The 20,802-nt window shown below is 60.0% G+C and carries 20 protein-coding genes; 10 read left to right on the forward strand and 10 right to left on the reverse strand.

The annotated features are described in order from the left end of the window. Positions 1-31: 31 nt before the first annotated feature. A complete protein-coding gene (locus BMZ63_RS09885) occupies positions 32-979 on the forward strand; it encodes a YbgA family protein (protein ID WP_091705047.1) in 948 nt (315 codons plus the stop codon). A 65-nt stretch (positions 980-1,044) separates the two neighbouring features. Here BMZ63_RS09885 and BMZ63_RS09890 read toward each other — a convergent pair whose 3' ends face one another. From BMZ63_RS09890 to BMZ63_RS09905, 4 genes are all read right to left on the reverse strand, one after another. Then, positions 1,045-1,773: a DUF481 domain-containing protein gene (locus tag BMZ63_RS09890; RefSeq protein ID WP_091705050.1), complete on the reverse strand. Its 729-nt coding sequence runs from the start codon at positions 1,771-1,773 to the stop codon at positions 1,045-1,047. 24 nt (positions 1,774-1,797) lie between these two features. Next, positions 1,798-2,817, reverse strand: coding sequence for an oxygen-dependent tRNA uridine(34) hydroxylase TrhO (trhO, locus tag BMZ63_RS09895; protein WP_091705052.1), 1,020 nt, complete (start codon positions 2,815-2,817; stop codon positions 1,798-1,800). A 219-nt stretch (positions 2,818-3,036) separates the two neighbouring features. Beyond that, positions 3,037-3,762 (reverse strand): DsbA family protein, encoded by a 726-nt coding sequence (locus tag BMZ63_RS09900; protein WP_091705055.1) that lies wholly within the window; start codon positions 3,760-3,762, stop codon positions 3,037-3,039. Next, positions 3,755-4,333 carry an acyl carrier protein phosphodiesterase gene (locus tag BMZ63_RS09905; protein ID WP_091705058.1) on the reverse strand — a complete coding sequence of 193 codons (579 nt, stop codon included), beginning with the start codon at positions 4,331-4,333 and terminating at the stop codon, positions 3,755-3,757. The genes BMZ63_RS09900 and BMZ63_RS09905 overlap by 8 nt, the downstream gene beginning before the upstream one ends. Positions 4,334-4,414: 81 nt before the next feature. Between BMZ63_RS09905 and BMZ63_RS14895 the strand changes: the two genes are divergently transcribed. Further along, on the forward strand, positions 4,415-4,591 hold the full coding sequence (locus tag BMZ63_RS14895) for a DUF6435 family protein (RefSeq protein ID WP_143072209.1): 177 nt from the start codon (positions 4,415-4,417) through the stop codon (positions 4,589-4,591). A 38-nt stretch (positions 4,592-4,629) separates the two neighbouring features. On the opposite strand, the gene BMZ63_RS09910 is transcribed toward BMZ63_RS14895, so the two are convergent. Together BMZ63_RS09910 and BMZ63_RS09915 are read right to left on the reverse strand one after the other, a co-directional pair. Then, the gene (locus BMZ63_RS09910) at positions 4,630-4,974 is read right to left on the reverse strand and encodes a chaperone modulator CbpM (protein WP_091705060.1); all 345 of its coding nucleotides are present in this window, start codon (positions 4,972-4,974) and stop codon (positions 4,630-4,632) included. A gap of 10 nt (positions 4,975-4,984) precedes the next feature. Beyond that, the gene (locus tag BMZ63_RS09915; RefSeq protein WP_091705063.1) at positions 4,985-5,953 is read right to left on the reverse strand and encodes a DnaJ C-terminal domain-containing protein; all 969 of its coding nucleotides are present in this window, start codon (positions 5,951-5,953) and stop codon (positions 4,985-4,987) included. A gap of 180 nt (positions 5,954-6,133) precedes the next feature. Here BMZ63_RS09915 and BMZ63_RS09920 point away from each other — a divergent pair, with 180 nt between their 5' ends. The 4 genes from BMZ63_RS09920 to BMZ63_RS09935 are packed head-to-tail and all read left to right on the forward strand — an operon-like array spanning position 6,134 to position 9,583. Next, the gene (locus tag BMZ63_RS09920) at positions 6,134-6,796 is read left to right on the forward strand and encodes a DUF3348 family protein (RefSeq protein WP_091705066.1); all 663 of its coding nucleotides are present in this window, start codon (positions 6,134-6,136) and stop codon (positions 6,794-6,796) included. A gap of 44 nt (positions 6,797-6,840) precedes the next feature. Continuing rightward, complete coding sequence (locus BMZ63_RS09925; RefSeq protein ID WP_425319894.1) at positions 6,841-8,304, forward strand: hypothetical protein; 1,464 nt, start codon at positions 6,841-6,843, stop codon at positions 8,302-8,304. Further along, positions 8,304-8,960, forward strand: coding sequence for an OmpA family protein (locus tag BMZ63_RS09930; protein WP_091705071.1), 657 nt, complete (start codon positions 8,304-8,306; stop codon positions 8,958-8,960). Before BMZ63_RS09925 ends, BMZ63_RS09930 begins: the two co-directional genes overlap by 1 nt. Continuing rightward, the gene (locus BMZ63_RS09935) at positions 8,960-9,583 is read left to right on the forward strand and encodes a DUF2894 domain-containing protein (RefSeq protein WP_091705074.1); all 624 of its coding nucleotides are present in this window, start codon (positions 8,960-8,962) and stop codon (positions 9,581-9,583) included. The genes BMZ63_RS09930 and BMZ63_RS09935 overlap by 1 nt, the downstream gene beginning before the upstream one ends. Positions 9,584-9,710: 127 nt before the next feature. Here BMZ63_RS09935 and fba read toward each other — a convergent pair whose 3' ends face one another. The 4 genes from fba to tkt form a co-directional block, all read right to left on the reverse strand. After that, positions 9,711-10,775: a class II fructose-bisphosphate aldolase gene (gene fba, locus BMZ63_RS09940; RefSeq protein WP_091705076.1), complete on the reverse strand. Its 1,065-nt coding sequence runs from the start codon at positions 10,773-10,775 to the stop codon at positions 9,711-9,713. A gap of 255 nt (positions 10,776-11,030) precedes the next feature. Further along, entirely contained in the window at positions 11,031-12,191 is a 1,161-nt protein-coding gene (locus tag BMZ63_RS09945; RefSeq protein WP_091705079.1) for a phosphoglycerate kinase, read from the reverse strand. Between the two features lie 250 nt (positions 12,192-12,441). Further along, positions 12,442-13,473, reverse strand: coding sequence for a type I glyceraldehyde-3-phosphate dehydrogenase (gap, locus tag BMZ63_RS09950; RefSeq protein WP_091705082.1), 1,032 nt, complete (start codon positions 13,471-13,473; stop codon positions 12,442-12,444). Next, the gene (gene tkt, locus BMZ63_RS09955) at positions 13,473-15,473 is read right to left on the reverse strand and encodes a transketolase (RefSeq protein ID WP_091705084.1); all 2,001 of its coding nucleotides are present in this window, start codon (positions 15,471-15,473) and stop codon (positions 13,473-13,475) included. Before tkt ends, gap begins: the two co-directional genes overlap by 1 nt. Before the next feature lie 201 nt (positions 15,474-15,674). On the opposite strand from tkt, the gene BMZ63_RS09960 reads away from it, so the two are divergent. From BMZ63_RS09960 to metF, 4 genes are all read left to right on the forward strand, one after another. Then, complete coding sequence (locus BMZ63_RS09960; protein WP_091705087.1) at positions 15,675-16,664, forward strand: ArsR/SmtB family transcription factor; 990 nt, start codon at positions 15,675-15,677, stop codon at positions 16,662-16,664. A gap of 49 nt (positions 16,665-16,713) precedes the next feature. Further along, positions 16,714-17,904: a methionine adenosyltransferase gene (metK, locus tag BMZ63_RS09965; RefSeq protein ID WP_091705089.1), complete on the forward strand. Its 1,191-nt coding sequence runs from the start codon at positions 16,714-16,716 to the stop codon at positions 17,902-17,904. A gap of 429 nt (positions 17,905-18,333) precedes the next feature. After that, complete coding sequence (ahcY, locus tag BMZ63_RS09975) at positions 18,334-19,716, forward strand: adenosylhomocysteinase (RefSeq protein WP_091705093.1); 1,383 nt, start codon at positions 18,334-18,336, stop codon at positions 19,714-19,716. A gap of 12 nt (positions 19,717-19,728) precedes the next feature. Then, entirely contained in the window at positions 19,729-20,598 is an 870-nt protein-coding gene (gene metF, locus BMZ63_RS09980) for a methylenetetrahydrofolate reductase [NAD(P)H] (RefSeq protein ID WP_091705095.1), read from the forward strand. Positions 20,599-20,802: the final 204 nt, after the last annotated feature.

The raw sequence follows: 20,802 nt of genomic DNA on the forward strand, positions 1-20,802 counted from the left end.
ATTATGCCGCTTATGTGATTTGGAGAACTCTGTGACCGGTATCCCTGTAGGCATCAGCACCTGTTTGCTGGGCAAGGAAGTTCGCCACGATGGTGGCCACAAGCACTCACGCTATTGCACGCAAGTGCTGGCGAAACACTTTGATTTTCGACCAATCTGCCCGGAACTGGAGGCTGGTCTGGGCGTGCCCCGGCCAACCATTCACCTGCGCAAGTATCCTGAAGGCATGCGCCTGATCCAAACCAGCGGTAACGCCGACCATACCGATGAAATACGCGGGTTTATTGACGAGGTGCTGCCAACGCTGGGCAATCTGCGCGGTTACATCCTGATGAAGAAATCGCCCACCTGTGGCATGGAGCGGGTGAAGGTGTACACGGAAAAGGGCAATCACATCGACAGTTCCGGCGTGGGTCTGTTTGCCGAGGCGTTGATGGAAGCTTATCCGCTAATGCCGGTGGAGGAAGAAGGCCGGCTGAATGACAGCATGCTGCGGGAGAATTTTATCGAGCGGGTGTTTGCCTATGACGACTGGCTGCAGAACGTCGCGGGTGAGAATCTGAGCAAGCAGGCGCTGATTGAATTCCACACCCGGCACAAGTTCACGCTGATGGCCCACTCGGAGAGGATTTACCGCCAGCTCGGGCCGCTGCTGGCGGATCTGAAATCGGAGCCGCTGGAGCAGATCGCCGACCGTTATATTCACCTGTTCATGGAAGCCATGAGCCAGCGGGTGAGCCGGGGCTCGCATGTAAACGCCATGCAGCATCTTCTGGGTTATCTGAAGGACAACATGTCTTCGGAGGAAAAATCGGTTCTGCTCGAGCAGATTGAAGCCTATCGCCGGGAGGAGGTGCCGTTGGTAGTGCCGATGACGCTGCTGCGTCTGGCCCAGCGTAAGGAGCCGGCGGATTACCTGACCAGCCAGAAATACCTGACGCCCTACCCGGATGAGCTGGGGCTTCGTAACAACGTTTAACGGATCAATCACCGAACAGCAAAAAGGGCAGCGAGGCTGCCCTTTTTTGGTAAACACGCTAGGCTTCAAAAACCGTACAATAGCGACAAGCTGGTTTCCGTGTCGGTGCTGTCGATGCCTTCCGGCGCATCCGACACATGCTTGACCCGGAATGCGGCTTTCATCGACAGATTGCCCACAATGTTGCTCTGCAGCGAGGTTTCCGATTCGGAGATGGTGTTGTTCTCGTCCAGTCCGGTCTCGGTGCTCAACTTCTGACGGAACAGGGCGTTATCGGACAACGCATAATCAAACCGCGCGGCCAGCCGGGCGATGGCTTCGTCTTCGGTGTCGTCACCCCCTGCGTTGACCTGCTGCAACTTGTTGTAGCGATAACCGACACCTGCCGACAGATCCAGGAACGACCGCTCACCACTCTGCCAGACCCGATTGCCGTAACCGGTGGTGGCACTCGATTCAAAGTCATAACCGGAAAAGCGATCATCCTCCCAGGCGCCGCGTACAAACCAGTACTGGCGATCATCGAATTTATAATCGGCTTCCAGGGCCGCCTGGTATTCCTCGGTCGTGGTTTCGTCATCCGCTTCGGTATAACGGGTACTGAAGTTCCCGCTATTACGCCAGCGAGCGGTTTCCTGGGCCAGCGCCAGGCGGCCGTTCACCTTGGTTTCCTCGGTGTTGCCGGACGTCATCAACACACCCAGTTCTGCTTCGCCAGTCAGGTTGTTGTCTTCCGCCTGTGCCAGAGGGGTCAGCGCCAGGCAGGCAACGGCCAGTGAGGTCTGAATCCGCATCGGTTCTCCTTTCGTTTTCAGGGATCAATTCGGCTCGGTAGTACGTTCGCGAACGCCCAACAGACTTCTGCGGGCCTGTTCCTGCTGCTCAGCTTTCTTACGCGCCTTGCGCTCGGCAATTATCCGGGCCGCTTCGCCGCCCACGTGGGCTTCTCCCCGGGCTTCGGCGAGGCGCATCTGGTGTTCACGCTCACGGAAACGGGCTTTCTGCTCTTCGGTCAGCGATTCGATGCACTGGTGGCAGCTCACTCCCTGCTCGTATTCCCGGCGCTGTTTGTCGTCTTCGGTGATTGGCCGGCGACAGGCGTGGCACTGGTCGTAATCGCCGCGCTCAAGGCGGTGGTTCACAGTCACCCGGTCATCAAACACAAAGCACTCGCCCTGCCACAGAGTCTGCTCCTCGGGCACGTCTTCCAGGTATTTCAGGATGCCGCCCTTGAGGTGATACACCTCGTCAAAGCCCTGTTCTTTCAGAAACGCGGTGGACTTTTCGCAGCGAATGCCGCCGGTGCAGAACATGGCGACTTTCTTGTGTTTCTGCGGGTCCAGGTTTTCCTTCACGTACTCGGGGAATTCGCGGAAGGTGTCGGTGGCCGGGTTCACAGCGTTTTTGAAGGTGCCGATTTCCACCTCGTACTGGTTGCGGGTGTCCACCAGCAGCACTTCGGGATCGGAGATCAGGTCGTTCCAGTCTTTCGGTTCGACGTAGGTGCCCACCACGCGTTTGGGGTCGATGCCCTCCACGCCCATGGTGACGATCTCTTTCTTGAGTTTGACCTTGGTGCGCTTGAACGGCTGGATGTCGACGAAGGATTCCTTGTAGTCGATGCCCTCGAACCGCTCGTCGCTGGCGATCCAGTGTTTGACGGCGTCGATGCCTTCACGGCTGCCGGCGATGGTGCCATTGATGCCTTCACGGGCCAGCAACAGGGTGCCGTGCACGTCGTTTTCCAGCATCAGGTCCAGCAGCGGCTGGCGCAGCTGTTTGTAGTCGTTCAGGACTGCGAACTTGTATAGGGCGCAGACCACAACGTTGTTGCTCATAGTGTTCTCCTGCGGGCCGGATCGTAAATCCGGAGCATGATTTGGGGTGCGGGAGTGTAACCAAGTGCGGGGTGGTTTGAAATGAGGGGTGGCCGCAGGAATCGCTACTCTGAGCGCTGTCAGTCGGGTAGGCCTGTTAAAAATTTGCGGAGCCTGGATGGCGGAGAAGACTTTCGGAAAGCCACCCCGCACTGAAGCTTGTACAGAGTTACCTGAAATTTACTGTTCCTGCTCCAACTCTCTTTCCACAACGGCCGACAACTGCCCCCACCCCGGCCGGGTCAATCGGATGTTATCGACCATCACAGTAGGCGTGCTCATCACCCGCATCTGCTCGGCCACTTCCGCGCTTTGCTCGATGGTTTCACGGTGCAGTTCGGTGGTCATGCAGCGGCGGAAGCGGCGTTCTTCCAGGCCGAAGTCGTTGGCGTAGCGGGTGAAGATGTCCAGCGGGTTGGCTGAATCGCTCCATTCGCTCTGGTTTTCATACAACCGGTCGTGCATGTCCCAGTACTGGTCCTGGTCGCCGGCGCAGCGGGCGGCCATGGCTGCGGGCATGGCGTTGACATGCTGGCGCAGGGGCAGGTCGAAGTAGACAAAGCGTACCTGGCCGCTCTCGACGTATTCGCGCTTCAGGCGCTGGCTGGCTTCGGCGAAGTTGGCGCAGCCGGGGCACTGGTAGTCGGCGAACTCGCGAACCACCACCGGGGCATCGTCCGGGCCGATGGAAACGCCGTAACGGTCCATGTCCTCGGGGAACGGCGGGGTGTCCGGGCCGGCGACGGGCAGGGTTTCGTCCTGGGGGGTTGGTGGTTTGGTCAGGATGTACAGACCGGTCATGATCAGTGCGGCCAGTGCCACCACGCCTATCAGGACCGAGGTGCGACGTCCATTGCGTTTTGGTGATGGCGCACCAGTGTGTTGGCGGCGTTTGGCTTCACCCATGGTGTTCTCCTGCAAAGGTGTGTAGCTCGGGGAAAAAGTTCAGGAAGCGGGCTTCCAGTTCTTCCTCGTGCTGGTAAATTTCCTCGATTATACCGTCAAAGCGGTTGGCGAAACGTATACGGCTGGCCACCCGGTCCAGGGCATGGCCGATGTTGTCCAGGCTTTGATAGGCGCCAAACCAGTCATGGGCGACCATCCGCCGGGTGGTCTGAACCATGGTTGCGGACATCAGATGTTCGTAGTCTGCAAATTCGCCGTACACCTGTTGGATGAACGTATCACGGTTTTTTTCGGAAAACCGGGACCAGTGGCGTAGCAGGAAATGGTCGTACAGGATATCCAGGGCCACCCCGGCAAAACGCCTGCGCCGCTTTGAAAACAAGCCCTTGGAGTCCAGGACCGCCGGATGGCTGTCGGTGAAGCTATCCACGGCGCGATGGTGATGCACTCCCCGCACCACTTCGCCGGGATAGGTGGACAGGTCCACACCGCGCACGAAATCGCCCAGCACACTGCCAATGCGTGCCTCTGGCGAGTCCGGGGCGAGGAACAGGTGGGCCAGGTGATTCATAAATATACCGTGATTAGTGGGTGAACTCTGGCTGAGCGCTTGCGTATAGCCATTTACAATGTAGCAACACGGGCAACAACCATGCTTGGTTTTCTGAAAGGCAATCCAGAGAAGAAACTGCGCAAAGCTTATGAAAGCAAGCTTGCAGAAGCATTACACGCACAGCGCAACGGCGATTTGCGGACTCATGGCACGCTGATGGAAGAGGCGGAAAAACTGTATGCAGAGATCAAAAAGCTGGAGCAGGCACAGTCGTGACCCCGGGGCATCATCACCGGGGTCTGTTGGCGCTGTGCTCACTCACCGGTTAGCTGTCTCAGGCGCTGCTCCATGCGTGCCATGTCCCGGCGCATAGTGTGCAGCTCGTCCAGCAAATCCAGTGACAACGCCAGGCCCGGCAGGTTCAGTTTCAGATCCCGTTGCAGTCGCAGGGCTTTTTGCAGGCGATTCAGCGCCGGCACATCAAACTGCCACTGGAGAGCTTCCTCTGTCTCTTCAAGCGGAGCGATGATGCCGTAATTTACCAGTTTGATGATGAATTCCGCGTGACAATCACCCCGCTCGCACACTTCGCGCAGGGTGAAGGTTGTGCCATTGTCGTCGACAACTTCAACGGTCAGTATCTGGTCCTGGTGATTCATGGCCTCCCCCTCACACGTGCAGCTTGCTGCGTGGATTAAAGTTCTTTTCCAGCTCGGCTAACCGTGCGTACAGTTTTTCAGCTTCTTCGCTGTGCTGTTCGGGCATGGCCACCTGCAGCACGATGATCTGGTCACCCGGGTGCTTGCCGGGGAACCCCTTGCCTTTGAGCCGCAGCTTGCGACCGCTGGTAGATCCTTTTGGCACTTTCACTTTCACCTTACCGGTTACGGTGGGCGCGGTGACGGTGGCACCCAACGCCGCTTCCCATGGTGCGACGGGCAAGGTCACGAGCACATCCCGGCCTTCCACAGTAAAGTGCGGGTGGGGGGCCAGCTCCACCTCAATGAACAGGTCGCCGGATTCTCCACCGCCAGCACCGGGCGCACCCTGGCCCTTGAGGCGTATATGTTGCCCCTCACGCATGCCGGCCGGGATTTTCACTTTCAGGGTTTTCTGGCGCGGAATGACCCGGCCGTGACTATCGGTGTCATGTACGGTGAAAGACACCTGTTTCTCGCAGCCGTTGATTGCCTCTTCCAGGAACAGCGCAAGCCTGGCGTGCACGTCTTCACCGCGCATTCGCATAGTCTGGCGGAAACCACCAAAACCGCCGCCGGAGAATCCCGTGCGGTGGCCTCCCCCAAACATTTGTTCAAAAAATTCGCTGAACTGGCGCGCATCGGCTTCGGTGTAACCACCACCGCCGAAGCCTGACCCACTCTGCCAGCCGGGTGGCGGCTCAAAGGAGCCATCGCCAGCGGAACCGTATTTTCGCAGCTGGTCGTATTCGGCCCGTTTTTCCGGGTCTTTCAACACCTCGTAGGCCTCACTCACCTCCTTGAACTTGTCACTGGCGTTTTCCTCTTTGCTTACATCCGGATGATACTTGCGTGCCAGCTTGCGGTAGGCCTTCTTGATGTCTTCCGGCGAGGCCGACTCACTCACTCCGAGCGTGGCGTAATAGTCCTTGAAGTCCATGGCACTCCTCATGAATCGTTAAACATGTCTCTGAGTACCTATATTTGACGCTGGCAGCCAAATTACAAGGTGGCCACGCCCGGCAATCCCGACCCGTCATCTGCTTTTGGTCCATTATCAATGGCACTGCATACCCAGTAGAATAGCCGCCTTTAGGCTCCATCACCTGTTGGGAACAACATGGCCGTGAACACTGACCATTCGCCCGGAAGCCGGCTGTTGCAACAATTGTCCCGGTCATCAGACAGTACCAGCCTGCCCTGCCTGGCAGAACGGCTGGGCCGGCTCTTCGGCCTGGGCGACACCATGAGCCTGGATGCGGCCATCGCCGGGCGTTCACGGCACCCGGGCAGCCCGCAGGCGGCGGTTGTTGAACGGCTGACCGAAGAGCTGGCGACCAGTCGCCGGGCTCTGGTCCGGCGGATCGAAGACTGGGCCGGTGATGTCACATTTGACGATGAACCGGCCTTCGAGCCCTTGCAAAACGCGTGGCTGGGTGCACAGCGCAAAGTCGCCGCCACCAGCAGGCAGCTACGTGACAAGGTGCGCAAGGCCATGAAAGAGCAGGGCCCGACCCTGGCGCACCTGGCAGAGCTGGATGCGGTGTTTGACCAGACCATGGCCGGTTACACCAGCCAGTGCTTCGCCGCCATTCCCAAAGAACTGGAGCAGCGTTTCCAGACACTGCAAAACGCCGACAGGCCAACACCCGAGTCCGACAACTGGCTCCACCGTTACTGCGAGGAAGCGCGGAACCTGTTACTCGCCGAACTGGATGTTCGGCTGGAGCCGGTACTGGGGTTGCTGGAGGCCTGTCACAACGAAGTGAGTGAACATTCATGAGCAGACTGTTTTTTGTTATTGCCTTTGCCCTCGGCCTGGCCGTGGTGGCCTGGATCGGCGCCGGCTTTATTGGCTCCGAGCCACTGGCACTGGCCTTCACCGGGCTCATTGCGCTGGTGTACTGCCTGGGCTTTGGCGAACTGGTGAACTTTCGCCGCAGCACCGGGCAACTGGCAAGCGCCCTGGACACCCTGCCCTCGAAAACCGGGGAAGTCAGCGGCTGGCTCAACGGCCTGCCAGGTGCCATGCAGTTGCCCGTCCAGCGGCGCATCGAAGGCCATACGGCACCCCTGCCCGGCCCGCAACTCACCCCTTACCTGACGGGCCTATTGGTGATGCTCGGCTTGCTGGGCACCTTTGCCGGCATGATCGTTACCCTCAGCGGCGCGGCTTCGGCGCTGGATAACAGCACCGAACTGAGCGCCGTTCGCAGCGCACTGGCCGCCCCCATTGCCGGCCTGAGTCTGGCATTTGGCACCTCCATCGCCGGTGTGGCCGCCTCCGCCATGCTGGGGTTGGCCTCCACCCTGAGCCGGCGGGAACGCCTGCAGGTGTCCCGGCGCCTGGACGGGGACTTGCGCAACAAGCTGCGCCACCTGTCTGGCGACTACCAGCGTGAACAGGCGTTCCAGGCCATCGAGAGCCAGGCCCGGGCGTTGCCGGACATGGCCTCGGCCATGGAACGCATGACCGCCCGCATGGAGCAGTTAGGCGAGCGGCTGGAGCAGTCCCTGACGCAGAACCAGCAGACCTTTCACCAGAACGTGGAAGCCCAATACCAGGCGCTGGCCGATTCGGTGGCCCGTTCCCTGAAAACCGCCACGGAGGCCAGCAGCCGACAAACCGCCGAACAGATTCAGCCCGTGGTGCGCGAAGCCATGGATCAGCTGCGGGCCGATGCCGATGCCCAACACAGGAACTGGGCGTCGGTCGCCGGCGAATGGCTGGAACGCCAAGGGGCTGGTTTTGAGCAACTGACCACCAGCACGGCCGAAAAACTGTCTGCCTTGGAAGGGCAAATGGCCCGCAACAGCGAACGGGATAACGAGCTGCTGGAAGAACGCAAGCAACTGGTCAGCGAACTGGATGCCCTGCTGGCGAACCACCGGGAGCAGATCGACAGCCAACGCCAGGCGGTGGATGCCCTGGTGAACGGCGCCGGCGACACCCTCACCGGCATTGGCGAACGGTTCAGTGCGCTGATTGAAGAGCAAAGCCAGCAATTGGGCCAACTGGGTGAACACCTGACCGGCAGCAGCCAGGAAGTGGGCGCCCTGAGCGATGCCTTCGGCACGGCGATTGAACAGTTCAGCCAGTCCAATGAGCAGGTCATCGCTAGCCTGGCGGACATCCAGAAGGCGCTGGATAACGCCGGCACCCGCCACGACGAACAACTGGCCTACTATGTGGCCCAGGCCCGTGAGGTGATTGACCTGAGCGTGAGCGCGCAGAAAGATGTGATCGATGCAGCCGCCGCGCTTCGCAAACCGGCAACCGAGGCCGTGTGATGGAACACCTGGAAGGCGGTGAGCAGCAATCCGCCCCGGTGTGGGCGATTTTCTCCGACCTGATGGCCGCCCTTGTCGGCCTTCTGGTGCTGCTTCTGGTATGGGTGATCGGCCTGCAACTGGAACTGAGCCAGTCCCTGGCCGAGGAGAAAGCCAAACGGGAAGCGGAGCAGGAGCGCCGGGTAGCCCTGGAGCAGGCACTGGAAGACCCGCTGACCAAGGGCCTGGTAACTTTCCGCAACGGGCGCATTGGCATCAGTGGCAACGTGCTGTTTGAACTGAACTCCGACGCCCTGCAGGCGGACGGCGAGGAAGTACTGGCTTCGCTGGTGGAACCACTGCAGGCGTACCTCACGGAGCACGATGAACTGCTGATGGTCAGCGGCTTTACCGACGACCTGCCGCTGCTCAGCGGCAATCGTTACGAGGATAACTGGGGGCTCTCGGCCCAGCGGGCGCTGACGGTGACCCGCACGCTGATCGCCCAGGGGCTCCCGGAAGACCGGGTGTTTGCCGCCGCTTTCGGCCCGCACCAGCCAGCCGTCCCGAATCAGGATCCCGAATCGCGCGCGAAGAACCGGCGGGTGGAGATCAGCACAGTGCCAAGAGCGTCCGAGGATGGGCCCGTTGAGAAAAGTACAGGAGTCGAGGGCTGATGCCTGGCACGATCACCACTACTTCTGATCTGCCCCTGCTCAGGCACCTGCAGGAAAACGGCGCGGGCCATGCGGACCCGGTGCGCTTTCGATACCTGGAATCACTGGAGCAGCGCCTTCGCGCCCGAGGACTTCAGGGAAGCGTACATTGGCAAAAACTGGAACAGGCCGTTTCTGATTATCACGCCACATATGATCAGTCAGAACCGGAATACCAACCGGCAGAGACCAACACGCCCTCGCTTCTTGGCGCACTCACTGAGCAGCTCGATCAGGTTCGGGCACCGGCTCCGGCCGCCAATCGTTCCTCTACCCTCGAGCAGTTGATCTTCGGTCCTACGGAAAACCCACCCAAGCCGAGCAACGGCAAGTCGGCAGCTCAACACCTGCAACCACTGAAAGCGATGGCCAGGGCCCAGGCTGATCGTGATTCTGAAATGCGTGAGGCGCGCATTCGTCACGCCATACACCAGACGCCCGAGGATGCCGGGCCAATGAACGCCCATCGGCTGGTCAGTCGGGCCATTGCCAGAATGCAGAGCCTGTCCCCGGCGTATCTGGACCGGTTTGCCCGTTACGCGGATACGTTGATGGTGCTGGAACAGCTGGCGAGAAAGCACTGACCCGGCAAGGCGGAAGGGAGCCGGTGATGATGCCCCTCCTGACTGAAATGGGAAACGGATTCGGGAGGGTTTTGAAAGGGAGATAAGACAGTCCCGGACAGGCGTCCGGGACTGTGGAACAACGAGCTTACTTGACCTTCGGGTCGAGCTCGCCGGCCGCGTAACGCTCGAACATGCGCTCGAGGTTGATCGGCTGGATTTTGCTGGCGTTGCCGGCGGTGCCAAAGGCTTCGTAGCGGGCAATGCACAGCTCGGTCATGGCCTTCATGGATTCTTTCAGGTATTTGCGCGGGTCGAACTCGGCCGGGTTTTCCGCCAGGAAACGGCGGATGGCACCGGTGGAGGCCAGGCGCAGGTCGGTGTCGATGTTGACCTTGCGTACACCGTGCTTGATGCCTTCCACGATTTCTTCCACCGGCACACCGTAGGTTTCCGGAATCTCGCCACCGTGTTCGTTGATGATCTGAAGCCAGTCCTGGGGTACGGAGCTGGAGCCGTGCATGACCAGGTGAGTGTCCGGGATGCGCGCGTGGATCTTCTTGATCTGCTCGATCGCCAGGATGTCACCGGTCGGCGGACGGGTGAACTTGTAGGCGCCATGGCTGGTGCCGATGGCGATGGCCAGGGCGTCCACCTGGGTTTGCTTGACGAAGTCAGCGGCTTCTTCCGGGTCGGTCAGCATCTGGCTGTGGTCGAGGGTACCTTCTGCGCCCACGCCGTCTTCTTCGCCGGCCTGGCCGGTTTCCAGGGAGCCCAGGCAGCCCAGTTCGCCTTCCACGGATACGCCACAGGAGTGGGCCATTTCCACGGTGCGGCGGGTGACGTCCACGTTGTATTCGTAGTCGGTCGGGGTTTTGCCGTCTTCACCCAGGGAGCCGTCCATCATGACGGAGCTGAAGCCCAGCTGGATGGAGCGCTGGCACACACCGGGGCTGGTGCCGTGGTCCTGGTGCATGACCACGGGGATGTGCGGCCATTCTTCGATGGCAGACAGGATCAGGTGGCGCAGGAAGGGGGCGCCGGCGTATTTGCGGGCACCGGCGGAGGCCTGGACAATCACCGGGGAGTCGGTTTTGTCGGCGGCTTCCATGATGGCGCGCATTTGTTCAAGGTTGTTGACGTTAAAGGCGGGTACACCGTAACCATGCTCGGCGGCGTGGTCGAGTAGTTGCCGCATCGATATCAGGGCCATGGGTTTTCTCCTTCATTAAACTTCGTGATGTTTGAATTCTGGTCTCACAGACTTGGGAGAGTGTTTAATAGCTCCGGAGTCTGCTACGGAGAATGAGGTAGGTCTTTCCGGGACACGCTGTGAATACTTCCCTGTACGCTTGACTGCAGCATCCTTGCTGCAGACAGTCCCGGAAAGACCTACCTCACTCTCCTCGCGATTCTGGCTTTCTGTAACTTGTAACCTGTGGTCGCGTTTTATAAGACGACCATCAGCTTAGTTTCCGCGTTCTTCCAGTACAGCTACCGCTGGCAGGGTTTTGCCTTCCACGAATTCCAGGAAGGCGCCGCCACCGGTGGAGATATAGGAAATCTTGTCAGCTACGCCGTATTTGTCAACGGCAGCCACGGTATCACCGCCGCCAGCCAGGGAGAAGGCGTCGCTTTCGGCGATGGCCTCGGCGAGGGCTTTGGTGCCGTTGCCGAACTGGTCGAATTCAAACACGCCCACCGGGCCGTTCCAAAGGATAGTCTTGGCGTTTTTCAGCAACTCGGCAAACTGGCCGGCGGTTTCGGGGCCCACGTCCAGGATCATGTCGTTGTCGGAGACGTCGGAGATGTTCTTGGTGGTGGCGGTGGCGTTTTCGGCGAATTCCGGGGCGACCACCACATCCACCGGCAGCGGGATTTCCACGCGGCTGGCGATGTTTTTGGCGGTGTCGATCAGGTCATGCTCGCACAGGGACTTGCCCACCGGGTGGCCGGCGGCGGCCAGGAAGGTGTTGGCGATGCCACCACCCACGATGATCTGGTCGCAGACTTTTTCCAGGGCGTTGAGTACGTCCAGTTTGGTGGAAACCTTGGAGCCACCGACGATGGCAACCACCGGTTTGGCCGGGTTGTCCAGGGCCTTGCCCAAAGCTTCAAGCTCGGCGGCCAGCAGTGGGCCGGCGCAGGCTTCGGGGGCGAATTTGGCCACGCCGTGCGTGGAGGCCTGGGCGCGGTGGGCGGTGCCGAAGGCGTCCATGACGTACACATCGCACAGGGCGGCGTACTGTTTGGCCAGTTCTTCGTTGTCTTTCTTTTCGCCCTTGTTGAAACGTACGTTTTCGAAAAGGACCACTTCACCGTCGGCCACTTCCACGCCGTTCAGGTAGTCCTTGATCAGGCGCACTTCCTGGCCCAACAGGGTAGACAGGTGTTCAGCCACCGGCTTCATAGAGGCCGCTTCGTCATATACACCTTCTTCCGGACGGCCCAGGTGGGACATCAGCATGACTTTGGCGCCGGCGTCCCGGGCGGCCTTGATGGTGTCCAGAGAGGCGCGGATACGGGCGTCGCTGGATACTTTGCCGTCTTTGACCGGCACGTTCAGGTCTTCACGAATCAGAACCCGCTTGCCAGCGAGGTCCAGGTCGGTCATTTTTTTGATGGCCATAATCGCAGTTCCATTTTTACGCATTTAAAGATATTTTTTTGCCACGGAATCCACGGAAGAACACGGAAAAAAGACAAAGAACAAGACGAGTTGCCACGAAATCCACGAAAGAACACGAAAAAATTAACTGACAAAAAATCTTTGTTTTTATTTCGTGTTCTTTCGTGGATTTAGTGGCTAAAAAATCTTTTCATCTTTTCTTTTCGTTTTTCTTTCCGTGTTCTTCCGTGGATTCCGTGGCCAATAAAAATTAATCAGTTTTCTTGAGCCAGCACCGGCTCACATCCAGCATCCGGTTGGCGAAGCCCCACTCGTTGTCGAACCAGCATAGTACTTTCACCATGGTTCCGCCGGTCACGCGGGTCTGGCCGCCGTCGACGACGCCGGAATGGGCGTCGTGGTTGAAGTCGGAGCTGGCCAGCAGTTCGTCGGTGTAACCAAGAATGCCTTTCAACGAACCGTGCGCCGCCTGTTGCAATAAACCATTCACCGCAGCCACATCGGTGCTTTCGCGCACATTGACCACCATATCGATGGCAGACACATTCAGCGTGGGCACGCGCATGGCCACGGAGCTGAATTTGCCTTTCATCGCCGGCAGCAGGCGTTCGATGCCTCGTGCCAGGCCGGTGTCCACCGGCACGATGTTGTGCAGGGCGCTGCGGGTTCGGCGCAGGTCCTGGTGGTGGTAGGCGTCGATGACCGGCTGGTCGTTCATGGCAGCGTGGATGGTGGTGGTGCTGCCCTGCTCCACGCCAAAAGCCTTGTCCAGCTCGTGAATTACCGGCACCAGGCAGTTGGTGGTACAGGAAGCGGCGGCCACGATGCGGTCCGAGGCGTCCAGATCGGCTTCGTTAACACCGAAGACCACGGTGCGGTCCACGTCCGACTCCGCTGGCTGTGAGAACAGCAGGCGTTTGGCGCCGGAGTCCAGGTGCTTCTCAGCCATGCTGCGGTCGGAAAAGGAGCCGGAACATTCCAGCACCAGGTCCACGTCCAGCAGGCCCCAAGGCAGGTCTTCCGGGTCGGCGTGGCGCAATACGCGGATATGGTCGCCGTTTACCACCAGGTCGCTGTCGTCCACCGACACCTCGCCCTGAAACCGGCCATGGGTGGAGTCGTAGCGGGTCAGGTGGGCGATGGTGTCGATGTCCGAAAGTTCGTTGATCGCGACCACCTGCAGATAGTCGCGATAGCCGTTTTCATAAAGCGCCCGCAACACGCACTGGCCGATGCGGCCATAGCCGTTGATGGCAACTCGAAAAGGCTTGGCTTGGTTCATCAGGCGTCCAGCAGTTCGTCGGCCACTTCCAGGATGTTGTCGACGGTGAAGCCGAATTCCTTGAACAGCTCGCCGGCCGGCGCGGATTCGCCGAAGGTGGTCATGCCCACCACGCGGCCATCGAGACCCACGTACTTGTACCAGTAGTCGGCAATGCCTGCTTCCACGGCGATGCGGTTGGTGACTTCCAGCGGCAGCACCTGCTGCTTGTACTCGGCGCTCTGGGCGTCGAATACATCGGTGGATGGCATGGACACCACACGCACGGCCTTGCCCTGCTCACGCAGTTTGGCGGCGGCGTCCTGGGCCAGGCCTACTTCGCCACCGGTGGCGATCAGGATCAGCTCGGGCATGCCTTCGCTGTCAGACAGGATGTAACCACCCCGGGCCACGTTGGCCAGTTGCTCGGCATCACGCTCCTGGTGCGGCAGGCCCTGGCGGGAGTAGACCATGGCGGTCGGGCCGTCGGTGCGTTCCAGGGCAGATTTCCAGGCCACGGCGGTTTCCACGGTGTCAGCCGGGCGCCAGGTGCTCATGTTCGGCGTGGTGCGCAGGCTGGCCAGTTGTTCAACCGGCTGGTGTGTCGGGCCGTCTTCACCCAGGCCGATGGAGTCGTGGGTGAACACGAAGATGGAACGCTGTTTCATCAGCGCGGCCATGCGTACCGCGTTGCGGCAATATTCCATGAAGATCAGGAAGGTGGCGCCGTAAGGCACCAGGCCACCGTGCAGGGCGATGCCGTTCATGATCGCGGCCATGCCGAATTCACGCACGCCGTAGTAGATGTAGTTGCCGGAGGCGTCGTCTTTGCTCAGGCCTTTACAGCCGGACCAGATGGTCAGGTTGGAACCGGCCAGGTCGGCGGAGCCGCCCATCAGTTCCGGCAGCAGCGGGCCATAGGCGTTCAGGGTGTTCTGGGAGGCCTTGCGCGAAGCAATGGTCTCGCCTTTCTCCTGACACTCCTGAATGTACGCCTGAGCCTTCTCGGAGAAGTCCGCCGGCAGTTCACCGCTCATGCGGCGCTTGAACTCGGCGGCCAGTTCCGGCTCGGCTTCCTCGTAGGCAGCCAGCTTGGCTTCCCAGGCACTTTGCGCCGCGGCGCCTTTTTCTTTCGCGTCCCAGCCGGCGTAGATCTCGGAAGGCACTTCAAACGGACCGTATTCCCAACCCAGCTGCTCACGGGTCAGCTGCACTTCGTCTTCGCCCAGGGCTGCGCCGTGGCAGGATTCGGTGCCCTGCTTGTTGGGCGAGCCGAAGCCGATGATGGTCTTGCAGCAAATGATGGTGGGCTGCTCGGTGTTGGCGCGACCGGCCTCGATGGCTGCACGCACGGCTTCCGGATCGTGGCCGTCAACCGCCGGGATCACCTGCCAGCCGTAGGACTCGAAACGCTTGGGCGTGTCGTCGGTGAACCAGCCGTCCACTTCACCGTCGATGGAGATGCCGTTGTCGTCATAGAAGAAGATCAGCTTGCCCAGGCCCAGGGTACCCGCCAGGGAGGCCACCTCGTGGGAGATGCCTTCCATCAGGCAGCCATCGCCCAGGAACGCGTAGGTGTAGTGGTCCACAATCTCATGACCCGGACGGTTGAACTGCGCCGCCAGGGCTTTCTCCGCCACGGCGAAGCCAACAGCGTTGGCAATGCCCTGCCCCAGCGGGCCGGTGGTGGTCTCGACGCCCGGCGTGTAGCCGTATTCCGGGTGACCCGGAGTTTTGGAGTGCAACTGACGGAAGTTCTTGATGTCGTCAATGCTGACGTCGTACCCGCTCAGGTGCAGCAGCGAGTACTGCAGCATGGAACCATGACCGTTGGACAGCACGAAGCGATCACGGTTGGCCCAGTGCGGGTTGGCCGGGTTGTGGCTCAGGTAATCGTTCCACAGCACCTCGGCGATATCCGCCATGCCCATGGGCGCACCCGGGTGGCCGGATTTGGCTTTTTGAACCGCATCCATGCTCAGCGCGCGAATGGCGTTGGCGAGATCTTTACGGGACGGCATTGACTATTCTCCAGTGGTTTTCAGGAAAAAAATGACTTTTTAGGGGCGCCTGATCACGCCCCTGCAGAGCTGGTCAAAAATGAAGCGCGTATTTTCGCCGATTAGGGTGTGCCGGGGCAAATGCCACGGGCTATAAATCTATATCAAAAAACTTTGATATGGATATTGAATAACCACAAAAACCCTCCTAAACTGCGAGCCATGACATCAAAAAGCACCCGCGAACCCGCCCTGTCCTCCGTGGACGACCTGGCACCGATCTTCAAAGCGAGCGGCGATCCGTTACGCCTGGAGATCCTGCGGGTACTGCGCCGGGATACTTTCGGTGTACTGGAGCTGAGCCAGTTGTTTGATATGCGTCAGTCCGGCATGAGCCACCACCTAAAGGTGATGCATAAGGCCGGACTGCTGGAGCCACAGCGGGAAGGCAATGCCATTTTTTATCGCCGGCCGCTGAATCTGGACAGCCACAAACTGGCCGACCAGACAATCCGGCAGATTTTCGAAACGGTGGACCAGGCCCCGTTGCCGCTGCCGCTGGATGCAAAAATTGAAGCCATCCGGGAGCAGCGGGCGGAACAATCCCGGGCATTTTTTGCCCGGCATGCCGAACAGTTCCGCGAGCAACAGGAACTGATTGCTGCTTTTGACCTGTACGCGGAACCCACGGCTGACCTGATCCGCAAGCGCCATGCCCGCGAACACTGGCAGAGCGTGCTGGAAATCGGGCCGGGCGAAGGGGGGTTCCTGCCAGTACTGGCAGAGCTGTTCGAGCAGGTGGTGGCCGTGGATAACAGTCAGGACATGCTGGCCAAAGCCACCGACAGCTGTCGGGAAGCCGGGCTGACCAATGTGGAGTTGGTGGAGGGAATCACGGAGACCATTCTGGCCCGGGGAACGACCTTTGACCTGATCGTGGCCAACATGGTGCTGCACCACGTGCCCAGCCCCGCCGACATCTTCCTGGATGCGGCGGCCCTGATGAATCCCGGCGGCTGTTTTGTGGTCAGCGACCTGTGCAGCCATGACCAGGACTGGGCCAAGGACAACTGCGGCGATCTGTGGCTCGGCTTTGAACCCGAGGAACTGACCGCCTGGGCGGCGGACGCCGGCCTGGTCGCCGGAGAACAACTGTTTATCGGCCTGCGCAATGGCTTCCAGGTGCAGGTTCGAGAATTCTGGAAACAATAACCGTTTGATGAAACAAAAAATTTGAAAACGCTCAACGAGGAGCACGCTTATGTCTGACTACAGCATTTTTACCTCCGAGTCGGTCTCCGAAGGCCACCCGGATAAACTGGCCGACCAGATCTCCGATGCCGTGCTGGATGCGATCCTGGCCGAGGACAAACACGCCCGCGTGGCCTGCGAAACCATGGTCAAGACCGGCGTGGCCATCGTCGGCGGTGAGATCACCACCAATGCCTGGGTTGACCTGGAAGACCTGGTGCGCGGTGTGATCAAGGACATCGGCTACACCTCCTCGGATGTGGGCTACGACGGCGACACCTGTGGCGTGATCAATATCATCGGCAAACAGTCCGTCGACATTGCCCAGGGCGTGGATCGCCAGAAGCCGGAAGACCAGGGCGCGGGCGACCAGGGCCTGATGTTCGGCTTCGCCAGCAACGAAACCGACGTGCTGATGCCGGCCCCGATCAACTTCTCGCACCGTTTGGTTCAGCGCCAGGCCGAGGCCCGCAAGAGCGGCCTGCTGCCGTGGCTGCGCCCGGACGCCAAGAGCCAGGTCACCTGCCGCTATGAAAACGGCAAGGTTGCCGGTATCGACGCGGTGGTGCTGTCCACCCAGCACGACGAAGACGTGACCCAGGAAGACCTGAAAGAAGCGGTGATGGAGCTGATCGTCAAGCACGCCCTGCCGGCCGAACTGCTGCACAAGGACACCCAGTTCCACATCAACCCGACCGGCAAGTTCGTGATCGGCGGCCCGGTGGGCGACTGTGGCCTGACCGGCCGCAAGATTATCGTCGACACCTACGGCGGCATGGCCCGCCACGGTGGCGGCGCCTTCTCCGGCAAGGACCCGTCCAAGGTGGACCGCTCCGCCGCCTACGCTGGCCGCTACGTGGCCAAGAACATCGTCGCCGCCGGTCTGGCCGACAAGTGCGAAATCCAGGTCTCCTACGCCATCGGCGTGGCCCAGCCCACCTCGATTTCCCTGAACACCTTCGGCACCGGCAAGATCAGCGACGAGAAAATCATCCAACTGGTTCGTGACAACTTCGACCTGCGTCCGTACGCGATCACCAACATGCTCGATTTGCTGCACCCGATGTACCGGCAGACCGCGGCCTACGGCCACTTTGGCCGTGAGCCTTTCGAGATGACCGTGGGTAACGACACCTTTACCGCGTTCCCGTGGGAGAAAACTGACCGCGCGGCGGCCTTGAAGGACGCTGCCGGGGTTTGACTGTAGCCCGGCCCTCTCGGGTTTGGGGGACGCGGCGGCAAGGGACGTCTTCCCGGGACACGCTCAAGCCATCCCTGGGCGCTTAGCTTTGGCCATCCATGGCCAAAGATAGTCCCGGGAAGACGTCCCTCACCACCGCTATGTCACCAATGGTGAGGGCTGATCAGAGTTACAAATAACAATCGGCCTAATTTAACCAAAGCCGGATCAAGTATTTCAGCGTACCGGAGACGGCAAACGCCAACAGTTTAAAAAAGGAGATGGGGAACGTCTTTCGCGGAATTTCGAAGGCCATGGATGGCCTGAGAGAAGCGCACAGGGATGTGCTTGTAGCGGTTCCGCGAAAGACGTTCCCCATCTCCGACGCCATCAAATCAAGCGGTACCCGACACAGTTCCGGGACCGGACAAAGGCTAACAGGAGAACACCATGAGCACTCCGAACAACTTCACCGACTACAAAGTCCGCGATATCGAACTCGCCGACTGGGGCCGCAAGGAAATCAAAATCGCCGAAGGCGAAATGCCGGCCCTGATGAAGCTGCGCGAAAAATACAAAGCCGAGCAGCCGCTGAAAGGCGCCAACATCATGGGCTGCATCCACATGACCATCCAGACCGCCGTGTTGATTGAAACACTGGTAGAACTGGGTGCCAGCGTGCGCTGGTCCTCGTGCAACATCTTCTCCACCCAAGACCAGGCCGCCGCCGCCATCGCGGCTCAGGGCATTCCGGTGTTTGCCTGGAAAGGCGAAACCGAGGAAGAGTACGAGTGGTGCCTGCACAAGACCGTGGGTTCCGACGTGGACGGCTGGGAACCGAACATGATCCTGGACGACGGTGGCGACCTGACCGAGCTGCTGCACAACGAATATCCGCAGGTTATCGCCAACTGCCACGGTGTCACCGAAGAAACCACCACCGGCGTACACCGCCTGCAGGAAATGCTGCGTGACGGCACCCTGAAAGTGCCGGCGATCAACGTGAACGACTCGGTCACCAAGTCCAAGAACGACAACAAGTACGGCTGTCGCCACAGCCTGAACGACGCCATCAAGCGCGCCACCGACCACCTGCTGTCCGGCAAGAAAGCACTGGTGATTGGTTACGGCGACGTGGGCAAGGGCTCCGCTCTGTCCCTGCGCCAGGAAGGCATGATCGTGAAGGTGACCGAGGCCGATCCGATCTGCGCCATGCAGGCCTGCATGGACGGCTTTGAAGTGGTCTCTCCGTACATTGACGGCATCAACACCGGCACCGAGCAGGGCATCAACACCGAGCTGCTGGGTACCACCGATCTGCTAGTGACCACCACCGGTAACGTCAACGTGTGTGACGCCAACATGCTCAAAGCGCTGAAGAGCGGCGCGGTGGTGTGCAACATCGGCCACTTCGACAATGAAATCGACACCGCCTTCATGCGCAAGAACTGGGAGTGGGACGAGGTCAAACCTCAGGTTCACGTGATCTATCGCGACAAGGCTGCCAATGACCACCTGATCCTGCTGTCCGAAGGCCGCCTGGTGAACCTGGGTAACGCCACCGGTCACCCGTCCCGGATCATGGACGGCTCTTTTGCCAACCAGGTGCTGGCCCAGATGTACCTGTTCGAGCGCAAGTTCGGTGACCTGCCGGAAGAATCCAAGGACAAGGGCGTATACGTTCAGGTACTGCCCAAGCAACTGGACGAGGAAGTGGCCCGCGCCATGGTGGAAGGCTTTGGCGGCGTGATCACCAAGATGACCCCGGACCAGGCGAAATACATCGGCGTGCCGGTCGAAGGCCCGTACAAGCCGGAAACCTACAGGTACTAAACGGAAGCACTCATGGAATCCCAGAAGCAATTCAAGCGCCGCTTCAGCTTCGAGTTCTTCCCGCCCAAGACGGACAAAGGGCGGGAAAAACTGCAGAACGTGCGCAACGAACTGGCCGAGGTGAACCCGGATTTCTTTTCGGTCACCTTTGGTGCCGGCGGTTCCACCCGGGACCGCACCATCGAGACCGTGCTCAACCTGCACAAGCAGGGCATTTCCACGGCGCCGCACCTGTCCTGTGTGGGTGGTACCCGCCAGGAGATCGGCGAGCTGCTGGATCTGTATAAGGAGAACGGCATCAACCGGATCGTCGCCCTGCGGGGCGACATGCCTTCGGGCATGGGCGCTTCCGGTGAGCTGCGTTACGCCAACGAGCTGGTGGCATTCATCCGGGAACACAGCGGTGACCACTTCAACCTGGAAGTGGCCGCCTATCCGGAATTCCACCCTCAGGCCCGCAGTGCCGAAGATGACCTGAAGAACTTCGCGCGCAAAGTACAGGCCGGCGCCAACAGCGCCATCACACAGTACTTTTTCAACGCCGACAGCTACTTCTACTTCATCGACCGGCTGGAGAAGATGGGCGTGACCATTCCGGTGGTGCCAGGCATCATGCCCATCGTCAACTTCTCCAACCTGGTGCGGTTCTCCGACATGTGCGGTGCGGAAATCCCCCGCTGGATCCGCAAGCAGCTGGAAGCCTACGGTGACGACAGCGAAAGCATCCGCCAGTTTGGTGAAGAAGTGGTTACCCGCATGTGTGAGAAACTGCTGGCCGCCGGCGCGCCGGGCCTGCACTTCTACACCCTGAACCAGGCCCAGCCGAGCCTTTCGATCTGGGAGAACCTGGGTATCAGCGAGCGGGAGAAAATCTCGTTCTGAGATTTATCTTCTTCCCCCTCTCCCCCAACCCCTCTCCCGCCAGGGGAGAGGGGCGTCCTGCATTTATTCCCTCTCCCCTGGCGGGAATGCGGCGACTTGCATTTATTCCCTCTCCCCTGGCGGGAGAGGGCTAGGGAGAGGGGGATAAAAAGCCCCCTTCTTCTCTCCATAACCTCCTGATTTACTGCAAATCCCCCATTTGTG

This window comes from Marinobacter persicus, assembly GCF_900114155.1.
Classification (GTDB): Bacteria; Pseudomonadota; Gammaproteobacteria; order Pseudomonadales; family Oleiphilaceae; genus Marinobacter; species Marinobacter persicus.

Coding starts and splice junctions, on each gene's coding strand:
- BMZ63_RS09890 (WP_091705050.1), bottom strand. CDS start 1,773: ATGCGGATTCAGACCTCACTGGCCGTTGCCTGCCTGGCGCTGACCCCT.
- trhO (WP_091705052.1), bottom strand. CDS start 2,817: ATGAGCAACAACGTTGTGGTCTGCGCCCTATACAAGTTCGCAGTCCTG.
- BMZ63_RS09900 (WP_091705055.1), bottom strand. CDS start 3,762: ATGGGTGAAGCCAAACGCCGCCAACACACTGGTGCGCCATCACCAAAA.
- BMZ63_RS09905 (WP_091705058.1), bottom strand. CDS start 4,333: ATGAATCACCTGGCCCACCTGTTCCTCGCCCCGGACTCGCCAGAGGCA.
- BMZ63_RS14895 (WP_143072209.1), top strand. CDS start 4,415: ATGCTTGGTTTTCTGAAAGGCAATCCAGAGAAGAAACTGCGCAAAGCT.
- BMZ63_RS09910 (WP_091705060.1), bottom strand. CDS start 4,974: ATGAATCACCAGGACCAGATACTGACCGTTGAAGTTGTCGACGACAAT.
- BMZ63_RS09915 (WP_091705063.1), bottom strand. CDS start 5,953: ATGGACTTCAAGGACTATTACGCCACGCTCGGAGTGAGTGAGTCGGCC.
- BMZ63_RS09920 (WP_091705066.1), top strand. CDS start 6,134: ATGGCCGTGAACACTGACCATTCGCCCGGAAGCCGGCTGTTGCAACAA.
- BMZ63_RS09930 (WP_091705071.1), top strand. CDS start 8,304: ATGGAACACCTGGAAGGCGGTGAGCAGCAATCCGCCCCGGTGTGGGCG.
- BMZ63_RS09935 (WP_091705074.1), top strand. CDS start 8,960: ATGCCTGGCACGATCACCACTACTTCTGATCTGCCCCTGCTCAGGCAC.
- fba (WP_091705076.1), bottom strand. CDS start 10,775: ATGGCCCTGATATCGATGCGGCAACTACTCGACCACGCCGCCGAGCAT.
- BMZ63_RS09945 (WP_091705079.1), bottom strand. CDS start 12,191: ATGGCCATCAAAAAAATGACCGACCTGGACCTCGCTGGCAAGCGGGTT.
- gap (WP_091705082.1), bottom strand. CDS start 13,473: ATGAACCAAGCCAAGCCTTTTCGAGTTGCCATCAACGGCTATGGCCGC.
- tkt (WP_091705084.1), bottom strand. CDS start 15,473: ATGCCGTCCCGTAAAGATCTCGCCAACGCCATTCGCGCGCTGAGCATG.
- BMZ63_RS09960 (WP_091705087.1), top strand. CDS start 15,675: ATGACATCAAAAAGCACCCGCGAACCCGCCCTGTCCTCCGTGGACGAC.
- metK (WP_091705089.1), top strand. CDS start 16,714: ATGTCTGACTACAGCATTTTTACCTCCGAGTCGGTCTCCGAAGGCCAC.
- ahcY (WP_091705093.1), top strand. CDS start 18,334: ATGAGCACTCCGAACAACTTCACCGACTACAAAGTCCGCGATATCGAA.
- metF (WP_091705095.1), top strand. CDS start 19,729: ATGGAATCCCAGAAGCAATTCAAGCGCCGCTTCAGCTTCGAGTTCTTC.